Genomic DNA, 14,628 nt, shown 5'->3' on the forward strand with positions numbered 1-14,628 from the left:
CCCGCCGCACAGACAGGCCCCAACCCCGTGACCGATCCTGCGACGCCCGAAGACACCCCCGCCGCGACCCCTCACCCGTTGAAGATCGTCATCGGCGCCGACACGTTCCTGCCCCACGTGAACGGCGCCGCGCGTTTCGCCGAGCGGCTCGCCGCCGGCCTCGTGGCCCGTGGCCACGAGGTGCACGTGATGGCCCCCAGCAAGACGCACCGCGACCACGGGACGTCCATCGAGGTCATCGAGGGGCAGCCGATGACCATGCACCGTCTGCCGTCGTGGCGCTGGTACCCGCACGACTGGCTCACGTTCGTCATGCCGTTCCGCTCGAAGTACTACGCCCGCCGGGTGCTCGACAAGGTGCAGCCCGACGTGGTGCACAGCCAGTCGCACATCGTGATCGGGCGCGGTCTCACGCGCGAAGCGCGCAAGCGCGGGATCCCGGTCATCGCGACCAATCACGTCATGGCCGAGAACGTGCTCGACTTCACCGTGCTCCCCGCCTCGTGGACGCGGTACGCCGTCAAGCTCGCCTGGCAGGATGCCGAGCGCACGTTCAAGATGACACGCGCCGTCACCACCCCCACCCGCAAGGCCGCCGAGTTCCTCGAGCGCACGATCGACATCCAGGGCGTCATCCCGGTCAGCTGCGGCATCGAGGCGTCGAACTACACCGCCGACCTCTCCCCGCGCGACGCGCACCGCCTGGTGTTCGTGGGGCGCCTCACGACCGAGAAGCAGATCGACGTCGTGCTGCGTGCGATCGCGCAGCTCGACCCTGCCCTCGACGTCCGCTTCGACATCGTCGGCAGCGGCGACCAGCGGCGCAACCTCGAGCAGCTCAGCTCGGATCTCGGTCTCACCGACCGCGTGCACTTCCACGGCCACACCACCGACGACGAGCTGCGGTCGTTCCTGACGAACGCGAGCCTCTTCGTGATCGCCTCGATCGCCGAGCTGCAGTCGATCGCGACGATGGAGGCGATGGCGTCGGGTCTGCCGATCGTCGCCGCCGACGCCGTGGCGCTGCCGCACCTCGTGCACGACGGCGAGAACGGCTACCTCTTCCGCCCCGGCGACGTCGACGATCTGGCCGCCAAGCTGACGACGGTGCTGACCCAGACGCCCGAGGAGCGCGAGCGCATGCAGCGCGCATCGCTCGAGGGCGTCAAGGTGCATGACATGCGCCGCACGCTCGACACGTTCGAGGCGCTGTACCGCGACGAACCGCTGCCCGAGTAGCCATCGTGCACGTCGTGATGTTCGGCGACCAGCACGTCGAGTCCCTCGGCGGAGCCCAGGTCTCGATGCGGCTGCAGCGGCGCTTCCTCGAGAAGGCCGGGCACACGGTCACGGTCGTCGCGCCGGCGATGCACGGCCCCCGGGCCCGGGCGGGCGCACGGCTGCTGAGCGAGCCGGCGACACGAAGCGCCGATCCGTCCTACCTGGATCTGCCGTCGATCCCGATCACGCTGGACCGCGAGTACTCGATGACGTGGCCGGGACGCCGCACCGATCGATGGCTGGATGCCGCACTCCGGCGGCTCATCCGCGAGACCGGGCGCCCTCCGGTCGATGTCGTCCACGTGCAGGCGGACTTCTGGGGCGCGTTCATCGGCCATCGGTTCGCAGCGCGTCACGGCTTCCCGGTGGTCCACACCATGCACAACCGCGTCGACGTCGGAATCGAGGCGACCGCGCCGCTGCCGAAGCTGGTGCTGCGGGTGCTGAACGCGTGGCAGCGCCGCGCCCTCGGCGTCGTGGCCGAGGCGAAGCCGGTCGGGCGGGACGGCTGGGCGTACCTGGGCCGGTTCGCCGGACGCTCGGAGGCGGTCACGGCGCCGTCGTCGCACTTCGCGAAACGGCTCGAGGCGCACGGCGCGGTGCCGCAGGGCCGGCGTGGGATCCTCCCGCACCTCGATGCCGGGCCGGGTGCTGCCGCGCAGGTCGACGTGATCTGGAACGGCATCGACGACGACGTGCTCGATGAGGTGCTCGCCTCGATGGGCTCGACGCGCTCGACGGGTTCGGCGGGTTCGGCGGGCGCGCCTGCGGAGCGCGCACCCGGACCGCCGCGGTTCGTCTGGCTCGGCCGCATGAGCCCCGAGAAGCGCCTGCTGCCGTTCCTCGAGGCGCTCGCGGCGTCGGGGGTCGAGGCCGAGGTCGAGGTCATCGGCGGCGGCGGGCAGCAGCGGGCGGCGCGCCGTCTGGTCGAGAAGCTGCGCCCGCGCGCGACAGTGGATTTCGCGGGACGGATCCCGTACGCCCAGACCCTCCGCCGCATCGCGGCCGCCGACGCCGTGGTGCAGACCTCGATCGGCTTCGAGACCCAGGGCATGACGATCTTCGAGGCCGCGTCGCTCGGGACCCCGGCCGTGGTGAGCGACCCCGACCTGGCGGCCGAGCTCGGCGCGGGATTCTGGGCGGTCGGCGACGGTGTCACGGCGGACCCGTCGGTCGCCGCGCTCGCCGACGCGCTGCGGGAGGCGGCATCCGATATCTCCGCCGGAACGGCGCGTCGGCCCGATCCGTCGGTCCGCGAGCGGTTCCGTCAGTCGTCGCGGACCGCCGCGATGGTCGAGGTCTACGAGCGCATCACCGCCTGAGCCAGGCTCAGGGGAGGCGGGTGCGGTCGGTGGGAATCCGACGGTAGCCGTCGGTGCGAAGGGCGGCGATCGTCGAGGAGAGCGCCACCGCGGACAGTGCTGCGAGAAGAATCACCATGAACATGGCAGAAACGCTACGCTTGCGTGACAACTGCCACGAGTGGCAGAATAGCCACACATCGCAGGAAAACTGCCACACGGAGGTTCGCATGCACACGGTCGCCTGCATCGTCACGGACGGCTTCGCGCCGTTCGAGTTCGGGGTCGCCTGCGAGGCCTTCGGCCTCGATCGCTCGGACGACGGCATCCCGAGCTTCGACTTCCGCGTCGTGACGCCCGATCCCGGGGTTGTGGAGTCCAAGATGGGCTTCTCGATCAACGTCCACGAGGATCTGTCGTTCGCCTACGAGGCGGACCTCGTCGTCGTGTCGCCGGTTCCGCATCAGTACTGGGGCCGCATCGACGAGCGCGTGCTCGACGTGATCCGCGCGGCAGTCGCCCGCGGCGCGTGGGTGCTCAGCGTCTGCAGCGGGTCGTTCGTGGTCGCCGCCTCAGGGGTGCTCGACGGGCGCCGCGCCACCACCCACTGGATGTACGCGAACAAGATGAAGGAGATGTACCCGTCCATCGACGTGGACCCCGACGTGCTCTACGTGCAGGACGGCCGCATCATCACGAGCGCCGGCACGGCAGCCGGCCTCGACGCGTGCCTGCACCTGCTGCGCCAGGAGCTCGGCGCCGAGCTGACGAACATCATCGCCCGTCGCATGGTGGTGCCGCCGCAGCGCGACGGCGGACAGGCGCAGTTCATCGCCAACCCGCTGCCGGCCACCACCTCCCTCTCGCTCGCGCCGGTGACCGACTGGATGCTCGACAACCTGCGTCTCGAGCTCACCGTCGACCAGCTCGCCGCGAAGGCGCACATGTCGCCGCGCACGTTCGCCCGGCGCTTCAAGGCCGACCACGGCGCGACGCCGGCCGCGTGGCTCGCCCGCCAGCGCATCATCCACGCCCAGCGCCTTCTCGAGAAGACGGACCTGGGACTCGACCGCATCGCCTACGAGAGCGGGTTCGGCTCGGCGGCCGTGCTGCGGCAGAACTTCGCCCGCGTGCTCGGCACCACCCCGACCGCGTATCGCTCGCGGTTCGCGTGCAACGACGACCACATGGCGGATGCCTCGGCCTCCGCCGAAGCGGTGGCCGAGGCATCCGTGCTCGAATCCGTCGCGTGAGGTGAGCGGTGCCCTCGGGCTCCGCTCGGTCACGCCGCTACCCGCGGCGTGCGTCGATCTCGCGGCCGTGGACGGTGAGCGCGTAGATCACGATCACGTCGAGTGCGAGCACCGCGAGCGACAGCCACGGCTGCGCGGCGATGAGCGAGAGCTGGCCGATCGCGTTGATCGCGACCAGCACGATCGCGGTGATGCGCGCCCACTTCGCGCCGCCCAGCAGGGCGATGCCCACGAGGATCAGCAGCACGCCGGCGATGAGGTGCCACCATCCCCAGCCCTGGATGTCGACCGAGAAGAGTCCGGCGTCGCCGACGAAGTAAGCGGTGTCAGGGCCGATGAGAGCCTGAAGGCCGTGGAACGCGTCGATGGCGCCGGTGACGATCAGGACGACGGCGGCGAAGACGCCCCACCCTGCCCACCCGCTCGCGGCTGCGGTGTTGTTGTCGGTCATGTGAAGATCCCTTCGTTCGGCGAGAAACCAGTGCGGTTGAGAGACCCGAACCGCACCCCAGGGGTGCTGTGCAGCACTTGGGGCACACACTAGCGAACCTGAGAGAATCCTGAGTGTTTTTCTTTCGCGGTCGACGCGTCCCTCCTTCGTTAGCGTGAGACCGTGGCCTTCCATCCGCGCACCTGGTTCTCGCGCAAGACCCTGCGCAAGGACGCCGTCGCGGGCGTGATCCTCGGCATCGAGGCGGTGCCCGACGGCCTGGCGGCAGGGCTTCTCGCCGGCGTGAACCCGCTGGCCGGGCTGTACGGCTACCTCTTCGGCATGGTGGGCGCCGCGGCGCTCACGAGCAGCGCGTTCATGGCCGTGCAGGCGACCAGTGCGATGGCGCTCGTCGTCTCCGATGCCGAGCTCGGCACGCTCCCGGACCCGGATCGAGGCCTCTTCACGCTCGCGATCCTCACCGGGATCGTGATGGTCATCGCCGGGCTCCTGCGTGGCGGCCGCCTCATCAGCTTCGTGCCCACCGCGGTCATGACCGGATTCGTCACGGCGATCGGCGTGAACATCGTGCTCGGCCAGCTCTCGAACTTCACCGGCTATCAGGCAGAGGGCCCGAATCGGCTGCTCAAGACGATCGACGTGTTCCTGCACATCGGGCAGTGGAGCATCCCGTCGCTCATCGTCGGCGCGATCTCGGTGCTCGTGATCGTCGTGCTCCTGCCCACCCGGGTCGGCAGCATGGGGCTGGTCATCGCCGTGATCCTCGGCTCGGTGTGCGCCGTGCTGCTGAACACGTGGGTGCGCGGCACGGTCGTGCTGCTGCGCGACATCGTCGAGGTCCCGCGAGGGCTGCCTGCCCCGGTGCTGCCGAGCATCGCCGACGTCCCGGCGCTGCTGATCCCGGCGCTGTCGCTGACCTTCATCGGCCTTGTCCAGGGGGCCGCCGTGTCCGCGGGCATCCCGACCGCCGACGGCAAGCGCGCCGACGCCAACCGCGACTTCCTCGGACAGGGGCTCGGCAACGTCGTATCGGGCCTGTTCCAGGGGATGCCGGTCGGCGGGTCGATGTCGGGATCGTCGCTGATCGTGCAGGCCGGCGCGAAGACGCGTATGTCGCTGTTCATCGCGGGCGCCGTGATGGCCGTCGTGGTGTTCGTCGCTGCGGATCTGGTGTCGTTCGTCGCGATGCCGGCACTGGCGGGCCTGCTGATGGTGGTGGGATGGCGTGCGGTCAAGCCGAGTCGCATCTACTCGGTGGTGAAGTCGGGCGCGCTGCCGACGGCGATCATGGGCGTCACGTTCGGGCTGACCCTGATCATCCCGCTCCAGTTCGCGGTGCTGGTCGGCGTCGGTCTCGGCGTCATCCTGTACGTCGCGGAGCAGTCCAACAGCGTGCGCGTGCGCGCCGTGCACCTCGCCGACGACGGGCGCATGCGCGAGGGCGATCCGCCGGCGGTGGTCCCGCCGGGGGAGGTGCTGGTGCTCCAGCCGTACGGGAGCCTCTTCTTCGCGAGCGCGCCGGTGTTCGAGCGCCAGTTGCCCGATGTCAGCCGCGAGTCGAGCGGCGCGGTGGTGATCGTGCGGCTGCGGGGCACCGATGAGATCGGCCTGTCGCACGTCGAGGTGCTGCGCCGCTTCGCCCATCAGCTGCGCGACGCCGACTCGACACTGAAAGTGGTCGCGAGCGAGGAGCGGGTCATCGCGCACCTGGCGGCCGGCGGACTCACCGCCGACATCGGGGAGGACAACGTCTACCGCGGCTCCGAGTGGGTCGGCGAAGGGCTGCGCCGCGCCTATGCCGACGCGCTGACGGAGATCCAGGACTGAGGCGACATTGATCCGCACGCTGCAACACTGGTAAACTTGAGCCAACGCGACTCAACTTTCGCGATCAAAGATTTCAGGAGAGACATGAACGCCACACAACAGCCCGGGCAGGAGGACGCGCAGAGCGCCCTCGAGCAGTTCGGGATCAACCTCACCGACCGTGCCCGCCAGGGCAAGCTCGACCCCGTCATCGGGCGCGACAGCGAGATCCGCCGCGTCAGCCAGGTGCTGACCCGGCGCACCAAGAACAACCCCGTGCTCATCGGCGAGCCCGGCGTCGGCAAGACCGCCGTGGTCGAGGGCCTCGCCCAGCGGATCGTCGCGGGCGACGTCGCCGAGTCCCTCAAGAACAAGGAGCTCGTCACCCTCGACATCTCCGCTCTCGTCGCCGGTGCGATGTACCGCGGCCAGTTCGAAGAGCGCCTGAAGAGCGTGCTCAAGGAGATCGCCGAGTCCGACGGCCGCATCATCACGTTCATCGATGAGCTGCACGTGCTCATGGGCGCCGGAGGCGGCGAGGGGTCGGTCGCGGCATCCAACATGCTCAAGCCCATGCTCGCGCGCGGCGAGCTGCGCCTCATCGGCGCGACCACCCTCAACGAGTACCGCGAGTTCATCGAGAAGGATGCCGCCCTCGAGCGCCGCTTCCAGCAGGTCTACGTCGGCGAGCCTTCGGTCGAGGACACCGTCGCGATCCTGCGCGGGCTCAAGGAGCGGTACGAGGCCCACCACAAGGTCGCCATCGCGGATGCCGCGCTCGTGGCCGCGGCATCCCTCAGCCATCGCTATATCCCGTCGCGGCAGCTCCCCGACAAGGCCATCGACCTCATCGACGAGGCCGCATCGCGGCTGCGCATGGAGATCGATTCGGCGCCGCTCGAGATCGACGAGCTGCGTCGTCACGTCGACCGCCTGAAGCTGGAGGAGCTCGCGCTCAAGAAGGAGAAGGACGACGCGTCGAAGGAGCGCCTCGCGGCGCTGCGCGAGACGCTCGCCACGGAGCAGCAGCGTCTCGGCGAGCTGCAGGGCCGCTGGGAGCGCGAGCGCGCGTCGCTGAACCGCGTCGGCGACCTCAAGACCAAGCTCGACGCCGCCCGCATGGAGGCCGAGCGCGCGCAGCGCGAGGGCAACCTCGAGAAGGCGTCGCGCCTGCTGTACGCCGAGATCCCGGCGCTCGAGCGGCAGCTGGTCGAGGCCGAGCGCGAGGAGCCCGCCGGCGACCGCATGGTCAACGACCAGGTCACCGAGGAGGACATCGCGGCTGTCATCGCGGCGTGGACCGGCATCCCGGTCGGCCGCCTGTTGCAGGGCGAGACCGAGAAGCTGCTGCACCTCGAAGCCGAACTCGGCAAGCGTCTGATCGGGCAGAAGCAGGCGGTCAAGGCGGTCTCGGATGCGGTGCGCCGCTCGCGGGCGGGCATCAGCGACCCCGGCCGCCCGACCGGCTCGTTCCTGTTCCTCGGCCCCACCGGCGTCGGCAAGACCGAACTGGCCAAGGCGCTCGCCGAGTTCCTGTTCGACGACGAGCACGCCATGGTGCGCATCGACATGTCGGAGTACGGCGAGAAGCACACGGTCTCGCGCCTCGTCGGCGCCCCTCCGGGGTACATCGGCTACGAGCAAGGCGGACAGCTCACCGAGGCCGTGCGTCGGCGCCCGTACTCGGTCGTGCTGCTCGACGAGGTCGAGAAGGCGCACCCCGAGGTGTTCGATGTGCTGCTGCAGGTCATGGACGACGGGCGCCTCACCGACGGGCAGGGGCGCACGGTCGACTTCACGAACGTGATCCTCGTGCTCACCTCGAACCTGGGTTCGCCGATCCTCATCGACCCGACGCTGTCGGCTGAGCAGAAGCGCGACACCGTCATGGCGATCGTGCGGCAGGCCTTCAAGCCCGAGTTCCTCAACCGGCTCGACGACATCGTCATGTTCTCGGCGCTCAGCGAGGACGACCTCGCGCAGATCGTCGAGCTCGCGGTGTTCGCGCTGCAGCGGCGCCTCAAGGACCGCCGCCTGGCGCTCGCGGTGACGCCCGACGCCCGGGCGTGGCTCGCCGAGCGCGGCTACGATCCGGTGTTCGGGGCGCGGCCGCTGCGCCGGCTCATCCAGTCCGAGATCCAGGACCGCCTCGCGATGGCGCTGCTGTCAGGCGGAGTGCGCGACGGCGACGTCGTGCGCGTGGATGTCGCGGCGGACGGCTCGTCGCTTGTGCTCACCAGCGACGGCCCGTCCGTGGCCGAGCAGGCCGCGGACGACGACGACGTGATCGAGGCCGAGCTGCTCGAAGACTGAGCTGCTCGACGACTGAGGTCGGGGACCGGGCCGTGAGAGCATCGAGCGTGCGCACCGTCCGTGCCCTGTGGGGCTCCTCGCATCCCGGGCCGACGCTCGTCGTGACGGCGCTGGCGCTCGCGCTCGGGATCGCGACAGGGCTCGAACTCTGGCGCATCGCGCTGCTGACCGTCTCGGTGTTCGCCGGCCAGCTGTCGGTGGGCATCTCGAACGACGCGTTCGACGCGGCCCGCGACCGAGAGGTCGGCCGCACCGACAAGCCCCTCGCGCGCGGGGACGTCGCCGTCGGCACCGCGTGGGCGGCGGCCCTCGGCCTGCTCGCGCTGGCGCTGGTGCTCTCGGTGCCGCTCGGCTGGCGCATGCTCGCGGCGCACGCCCTCGCACTCGGGTCCGCCTGGGCGTACAACGCCGGGCTGAAGTCGACGCCCTGGTCGATCGTCCCCTTCCTGGTGAGCTTCGGGATCTTCCCGTCGCTCGCGACCCTCTCGGCTCCCGACCCGGCCTTCGCGGCCGGCTGGGCGTGGATCGCCGGCGCGGCGCTCCTCCTCGCCGTCCAGCTCGTCGCCTCGGGCAGCGCGCTCGCCGGCTGACGCGCGGTCCCTGCACGGGTTCGGGGCGCAGCCGGTCCGTTCGGGGCGCGTGCGGTGCGCCTGCGAGGGGTTTGGGGCGCAGGCGGTCCGTTCGGGGCGCAGCCGGTGCGTGTGGGGCGCGTGCGGTGCCTGCGCGGGGTTTGGGGCGCAGGCGGTCCGTTCGGGGCGCGTGCGGCGCGCCCCAAGCGCACGGCATGCGCCCCAAACCCAAGGAAGGGCAGGAAGGGACGGATGCTGCGGCGAGGGGCCCAACGCCGGTCAGGCGTCGGCGTCGAAGTCCATCGCGTACGCCCGGGCGAACAGGCGACCGGACGGACCGGCGAGCATCGCGCGCACGGCCGTGCGGCGCAGCAGGTCGGTGTGCGGCAGCGCGCGGCCGAGGGCGGTGTTCACGGTCGCCATTGCCGCCGCGGCCCGAGCCGACCGCAGCCGGCGCTCCTCCCATCTGCGCAGCTCGGCGTCGGGCGGGGCGCCCGTGCGCATCCACGATGCGAGGAGCGGGGCCAGGGTCACGGCGTCGAGCAGGCCCAGGTTCATGCCCTGACCGCCGATCGGGCTGACCTCGTGCGCCGTGTCGCCGATCGCGAACACCCGTCCGTTGCGCAGCTGCGGCGCGACGACCCGGCGGACCCCGAACGACGTCGCCGTCTCCACGGCGTTCGCTGCCGCCTGCTCGCCGCGGCGGGCGAGCGCCTCGCGCAGCCGTCCGGCGCGGGCGTCAGGCGCGTCATCGCCGCCGGGAGCATCCCAGGCCACGAACCGGCGCCGGCCGCCGGGCAGCGGGAAGGACTCGAGCACCCCGTCGGGGTCGAGGTGCACGAGCGCGACGTCGTCGTCGGAACGGTCGGCGGTGGCGGCATCCGTCATCAGATAGCGGTCCCGGTACTCCCGCACGCCCACGCGGCCGGGCCGGTAGACGAGGTCGCGGCCGCCCGCGCCGCCCGCGACCACCACGATGCGGCTCTCGAACTCGATGATGCGGCCGAGGTGCGTCGCCCGCACCACGACGCCGTTCGCACGCGGGATCACCGCGATGACGCGGGCGCCCCGCAGCGGCTCGGGGGCTCCGGCACCGAGCACGGACTCCGTGGTCGACTGCGGAAGCGTCGCCACGAACGGGAACCGCGCGGCCAGCGCGTCGAAGCGCACGGTGCCGAGCACGCGTCCGCGACTGCGCGCCTCGCCCCGGCGCACGCGCACGGCGTCGGCGAGCAGCCGGTCGGTGAGTCCCGACGGCTCGAGGGCGGCGAGGACGGGGGAGTGGATGCCGATGGCCCGGGTGCCGTCGCCGAGCGCCGGCCGGCGCTCCAGCATCCTCACGTCGACGTCGCGGCGCGCGAGTTCGGTCGCCAGCAGCGTGCCCACGGGGCCCGCTCCGACGATCGTGACGTCAGCCACGACCGCGACCCGTCGCGAGCACGCGGAACGGCGCCGGTGTCTGCACGGCCCACGTTCCGAGCCTCGCCTCGTCGAGCACGGCGGCCAGCTCGGCCGGCGTGTAGCTGCGCCGGATCGAGCGAAGCCCGTCGGTCCGCAGGAACGTGCCGGGCGCGAACGGCGTGATGCCGATCGCGTACAGGGCGTAGGCGAGCCGCGAGCGCGCGATGTCGCTGTGCAGGACCAGTCCGTGCGACAGTGCCTGCGACTGGGCGACGAAGTCCGGCAGATCGGCGCCGAGATGGTGCAGCACGTGATTCGACAGCACGGCGTCGAAGGTGTCGCCCTCGGCGACCAGGGTGGCGGCATCCGTGCACCGGAAGCTCACGCCGTCGATGCCGTCGCGCTCGAGCGCCACCTCGTGCGAGCGGGGGTCGGGGTCGATGCCGGTCCACTCGACCTCGATGCCGTCGCGCTTGGCGGCCGCAGCCAGCCGCATGACGAGGTCGCCGCCGCCCGAGCCGATGTCGAGCACGCGTGCGGGACGCCCCAGCGCCGCCAGGTGCGGAGCGAGCTCGCGCCGGTAGACCGTGCCCCACCCCGAGACGAGGCGGTTGATCGTGCCGAACCGCCGCAGCGTGGCGCGCAGGCGGTCGGGGTCGCACGCCGGGTCGTCCATGAGCTCGGCCAGGCGCTCGTCGCGGACGGCGAGGGTCACGCGGGCCCGCCCGCGAGCATGTGGGGCGCGGGTGACGGGCGGCACGATGCGCGTACGTCACGCTCGCCGACAGCGAGGGCGGCCACCGCCGGCATCACGCGGATGCCGCCAAGGTGAGGGCGATGTCGTCGTCCACCGCTTCGGCCACCCGCCGCTTCGTCATGAGCGCCGATTCGACAGTGAGCCCGGGACCGAAGGCCAGCCCGGCGACACGGGCGCCGTCGCTCACCGCGTCGTCGCGCAGCAGCGCCGCGAGGATGAAGAGGATCGTCGCGCTCGACATGTTGCCGAAGTCGCGCAGCACGCCGCGGGAGGCGGCCAGCGCGTCGGGGCCGAGCCCCAGCCCGGTCTCGACGCGATCGAGCACGCTGCGTCCGCCCGGATGCACCGCCCACACGGCCGGCTCGCCGTCGTCGCCCAGGAATCGCGCCACCGCGCCCTGGATCTCGCGGCCGATGATCCGCGGCACCTCGGCCGACAGCACCATCTCGAAGCCGTTGTCGCCGATCGTCCACACCATGTCGGTCTCGCCCTCGTCGGTGAGCGCGCTGCCGAAGCGTTCGAGGTCGAGCCCGCCGGCGCGGCCGACGGCCGGGTCCGCCGTCACGATCGCTGCTGCGGCGCCGTCGGCGAAGACGGATGCCGCGACGATCTGCTGCGGATCGGCAGACGCGCGCACGTGCAGCGAGCAGAGCTCGGTGCAGACCACCAGCACCACGGCGTCCGGCCGCGTCGCGGCGAGCGCCGTCGCGACCCGCAGCGCCGGAAGCGCGGCCGCGCACCCGATGAATCCGAGGTGGCAGCGCTCGACGGTGGGACTCAGGCCGAGGTCGCGGACGAGGCGATAGTCCGGTCCTGGCGCGAACAGACCCGTGCAGGACACGGTGACGACGTGGGTGACGGCCGACGGCTCGATGCGTCCGTCGCGCAGGGCCTCGCGGGCCGCCTCGGCCGAGAGCGCGGGAGCGGTGGCGATGTAGAGGTCGTTGCGCGTGCCGGTCGTGGGGGAGAGCAGTCGCCCCTCCGCGTCGACGAAGGCGGGAACCCCCGCCGCCCGTGGACCGGGCGGTGTGGCCAGGTCGGTCAGGACGGTGTGACGCTGTTCGATGGCCGAGGCGTCGAACACCGCCTGGATACGCCGCCGGGTGAGGCGATCGACACCGTCCTGCCCCGCGAACAGCGCACGGACATCGTCCTGCCGGATCCGGGTCGCAGGGACCGCCGTGCCGATCGAGACGATGCGCGCCGTCATGGAGCAACCTAAGCACGACCGGGCACCCGTCAGCACCGTCTTGCCGTAATCCGGGCCGTGAGGTACCGGGCGGGGGTGCCGGCCGTGAGGCACGGCGACGTCGCGCGCGGAGCGCGGAGGCCCCGACCCGACCCTGCACGGCGGGCCGGGGCATCCGGCGATCTTCGCCCGCTCAGCGCCCGGGCTCGGCGCCCCCGCCGTCCTCGGCAGCGGCAGCGCCGGTCCCGCCGGTCCCGTGCTCCTCGTGGGCGTCGGGCAGCTCGCGCATGCCCCAGAAGGGGCCGATGACGACGAAGAGGCAGGCCAGCAGCTCGCCGCTCGCGGCGATCCAGAGCGTGGGCACGGTGCCGATCCAGGTGCCGAGCGCACCGGCGAGGAGGGCGCCGATGGGCATGACGCCCCACACCACGAATCGGATCGAGGCGTTCATGCGGCCGAGGAGCCGCGGTGGCGTGATGCGCTGGCGGAAGGTGACCTGCGTGATGTTGTACAGCAGGATCGTGAAGCTCATCACGAAGAACTGCACGACCAGCAGGGGGAACGCCAGTGCCGGGACGAGCGAGATCGCGGGCAGGAAGAACGGGGCGAGGGAGAAGGCGATCGCACTGATCGGGATCGCCCGCGCCTCGCCGAGCCGCTTCACGATGCGCGGCGTCGCCATCGCCCCGAGGAGGCCACCGACCGCCGAAAGCGAGAAGACGATGCCGAGCATCTGCGGCGTGAGGCCGAGCTCGCGCAGCGCGAAGATCGGCAGCAGGGTGGTGGCCATCGTGCCGAAGAAGTTCGCGACGCCGGTGGTGCCGACGATGCGGCGCAGCAGCGGATTGCCGAACACCCACCGTAGGCCCTCGGCGATCTCGTGCACGAGCGGCCTGTGGTCGTCGGGGGAGCGCAGCCGCTCGCGGTCGCGGGTGAACAGCAGCGCCACGAACGAGGCGAGGTAGGTGCCGACGGTGAGGAAGATCGCCAGCGGAGCGGCGAGCACGCCGACCAGCCATCCGCCGACCGCCGGACCGGCGAGGCCCGCCAGCTGCTCGGTCGACTGCAGCTTGCCGTTGGCCTCGGCGATCTGATTCGTGCGCACCAGCGAGGGGATGATGCTCTGGTTCGACACGTCGAAGAACACCGTCGCGACGCCCATGATCAGAGCGACGACGATCATGTGCCAGATCTCGAGCGCGCCGACCAGGGCGAGCACGGGCAGCGTGCCGAGGGCGACGGCCCTCACCCCGTCCGCGACGATCATGACGTGGCGCTTGCGCATGCGGTCGATCCAGGCGCCGGCGGGGAGTCCGACCACCAGGAAGGCGGCGACCTGCGCGGCGTTGAGGACGCCGACCTCCCACTCTGTCGCATCGAGCATGAGGACGGCCAGCACGGGGATCGCCAGCTCGGTGATCTGCGCGCCGAACTGGCTGAGCGCCTGGCCGCTCCAGAGCGTCAGGAAGTTGCGGTCGCGCCACAGCGAGCCCTTGCCGGCCGCCGGGGCGGGCGTGGTGGCGGCGGGGGTGCGCGTCGCGGCGGCGGCTGCGGCATCCTGATCCGCCTCCACGGCCTCATCGGCACCGGCTCGCGAGGTGAGGGTCGAGGCCTCGGCACGCGCTTCGGCGAGCGTCTCGGCGGCGAGCTCCTCGGGGGTGGCGACCGCGCGCAGCTCGTCTGATTGGGACATGTCAATCAGTCTGCGTCACTGATTGAGGTCTGTCAATCAGTGGCGTACGCTGGCCATGTGGGGGACGAAGGGGAAGGCCGGGTCGAGCTGCGCCACGGGGATCCCGAGGCGGAGGCGCGGATGCGCGCGCTGAGCTCGCCGCTGCGGCTGCGCGTGCTGCGGCTGTGCGCGTTCGAGTCGCGCACCAACAAGGAGCTGGCCGAGCTGCTCGGGATGAACCCGGGCACGATGCTGCACCACGTGCGCACGCTCGTGCAGACGGGCTACCTCGCTGCCGAGCCCGAGCGCTCCGGCGCGCAGGGAGCGCGCGAGGTGCCGTACCGGGCGACCGGACTGTCGTGGCGGACGTCGATGCCCGGCGGTTCCCCCGTGCTCATCGAGACGTTCCTGCAGCAGATCGAGGGCGTCGATCCCGACGACCTCGACACCACGTGGCTCGGCCTCAAGCTCACGCCCGAGCACCGCACCGAGTTCCAGCACCGTCTCTACGAGCTCGTCAACGAGTTCAAGGAGCGCGGCCCCGACCCCGACGGCGACACGTACTCGTTCTTCAGCACGCTGCACCCCGACGAGAACCCGCCCGCCGCCCACTGACCTGCGCCTCGACGCCCGCC

At 71.5% G+C, this 14,628-nt stretch carries 12 protein-coding genes; 7 read left to right on the forward strand and 5 right to left on the reverse strand.

Annotation, left to right across the window (positions count from 1 at the left end; genetic code table 11):
- The first annotated feature begins 27 nt into the window (after positions 1-27).
- The 3 genes from ACI3KX_RS20025 to ACI3KX_RS20035 all read left to right on the forward strand — a co-directional run bounded on the left by ACI3KX_RS20025 (position 28) and on the right by ACI3KX_RS20035 (position 3,835).
- Positions 28-1,239 (forward strand): glycosyltransferase, encoded by a 1,212-nt coding sequence (locus tag ACI3KX_RS20025; protein WP_363355586.1) that lies wholly within the window; start codon positions 28-30, stop codon positions 1,237-1,239.
- Positions 1,240-1,244: 5 nt separating this feature from the next.
- Entirely contained in the window at positions 1,245-2,603 is a 1,359-nt protein-coding gene (locus tag ACI3KX_RS20030) for a glycosyltransferase family 4 protein (protein ID WP_404910837.1), read from the forward strand.
- Positions 2,604-2,812: 209 nt separating this feature from the next.
- Complete coding sequence (locus tag ACI3KX_RS20035; protein WP_404910838.1) at positions 2,813-3,835, forward strand: GlxA family transcriptional regulator; 1,023 nt, start codon at positions 2,813-2,815, stop codon at positions 3,833-3,835.
- Between the two features lie 37 nt (positions 3,836-3,872).
- On the opposite strand, the gene ACI3KX_RS20040 is transcribed toward ACI3KX_RS20035, so the two are convergent.
- The gene (locus ACI3KX_RS20040) at positions 3,873-4,286 is read right to left on the reverse strand and encodes a hypothetical protein (RefSeq protein ID WP_349425570.1); all 414 of its coding nucleotides are present in this window, start codon (positions 4,284-4,286) and stop codon (positions 3,873-3,875) included.
- A 162-nt stretch (positions 4,287-4,448) separates the two neighbouring features.
- Between ACI3KX_RS20040 and ACI3KX_RS20045 the strand changes: the two genes are divergently transcribed.
- The 3 genes from ACI3KX_RS20045 (at position 4,449) to ACI3KX_RS20055 (ending at position 8,995) form a co-directional block, all read left to right on the forward strand.
- On the forward strand, positions 4,449-6,113 hold the full coding sequence (locus ACI3KX_RS20045; RefSeq protein ID WP_404910839.1) for a SulP family inorganic anion transporter: 1,665 nt from the start codon (positions 4,449-4,451) through the stop codon (positions 6,111-6,113).
- A gap of 84 nt (positions 6,114-6,197) precedes the next feature.
- Entirely contained in the window at positions 6,198-8,405 is a 2,208-nt protein-coding gene (locus ACI3KX_RS20050; protein WP_404910840.1) for an ATP-dependent Clp protease ATP-binding subunit, read from the forward strand.
- A 47-nt stretch (positions 8,406-8,452) separates the two neighbouring features.
- The gene (locus ACI3KX_RS20055) at positions 8,453-8,995 is read left to right on the forward strand and encodes a UbiA family prenyltransferase (protein WP_404910841.1); all 543 of its coding nucleotides are present in this window, start codon (positions 8,453-8,455) and stop codon (positions 8,993-8,995) included.
- Between the two features lie 258 nt (positions 8,996-9,253).
- Here ACI3KX_RS20055 and ACI3KX_RS20060 read toward each other — a convergent pair whose 3' ends face one another.
- The 4 genes from ACI3KX_RS20060 to ACI3KX_RS20075 form a co-directional block, all read right to left on the reverse strand.
- Complete coding sequence (locus ACI3KX_RS20060; protein WP_404910842.1) at positions 9,254-10,393, reverse strand: FAD-dependent oxidoreductase; 1,140 nt, start codon at positions 10,391-10,393, stop codon at positions 9,254-9,256.
- Positions 10,386-11,090, reverse strand: coding sequence for a methyltransferase domain-containing protein (locus ACI3KX_RS20065; protein WP_404910843.1), 705 nt, complete (start codon positions 11,088-11,090; stop codon positions 10,386-10,388). The genes ACI3KX_RS20060 and ACI3KX_RS20065 overlap by 8 nt, the downstream gene beginning before the upstream one ends.
- A gap of 94 nt (positions 11,091-11,184) precedes the next feature.
- Positions 11,185-12,342: a type III polyketide synthase gene (locus ACI3KX_RS20070; protein WP_404910844.1), complete on the reverse strand. Its 1,158-nt coding sequence runs from the start codon at positions 12,340-12,342 to the stop codon at positions 11,185-11,187.
- A gap of 172 nt (positions 12,343-12,514) precedes the next feature.
- The gene (locus ACI3KX_RS20075; RefSeq protein WP_404910845.1) at positions 12,515-14,014 is read right to left on the reverse strand and encodes an MFS transporter; all 1,500 of its coding nucleotides are present in this window, start codon (positions 14,012-14,014) and stop codon (positions 12,515-12,517) included.
- Positions 14,015-14,071: 57 nt separating this feature from the next.
- On the opposite strand from ACI3KX_RS20075, the gene ACI3KX_RS20080 reads away from it, so the two are divergent.
- Positions 14,072-14,608, forward strand: coding sequence for a winged helix-turn-helix domain-containing protein (locus ACI3KX_RS20080; protein WP_363355566.1), 537 nt, complete (start codon positions 14,072-14,074; stop codon positions 14,606-14,608).
- Positions 14,609-14,628 lie beyond the last annotated feature (20 nt).

The sequence above is a fragment of the Microbacterium sp. ZW CA_36 genome (genome assembly GCF_044987475.1).
Taxonomy (GTDB): domain Bacteria; phylum Actinomycetota; class Actinomycetes; order Actinomycetales; family Microbacteriaceae; genus Microbacterium.

What these genes read in the sequence shown, in the direction of transcription:
- ACI3KX_RS20035 (WP_404910838.1), top strand. Translation starts at nt 2,813, where the DNA reads ATGCACACGGTCGCCTGCATCGTCACGGACGGCTTCGCGCCGTTCGAG.
- ACI3KX_RS20040 (WP_349425570.1), bottom strand. Translation starts at nt 4,286, where the DNA reads ATGACCGACAACAACACCGCAGCCGCGAGCGGGTGGGCAGGGTGGGGC.
- ACI3KX_RS20050 (WP_404910840.1), top strand. Translation starts at nt 6,198, where the DNA reads ATGAACGCCACACAACAGCCCGGGCAGGAGGACGCGCAGAGCGCCCTC.
- ACI3KX_RS20070 (WP_404910844.1), bottom strand. Translation starts at nt 12,342, where the DNA reads ATGACGGCGCGCATCGTCTCGATCGGCACGGCGGTCCCTGCGACCCGG.
- ACI3KX_RS20075 (WP_404910845.1), bottom strand. Translation starts at nt 14,014, where the DNA reads ATGTCCCAATCAGACGAGCTGCGCGCGGTCGCCACCCCCGAGGAGCTC.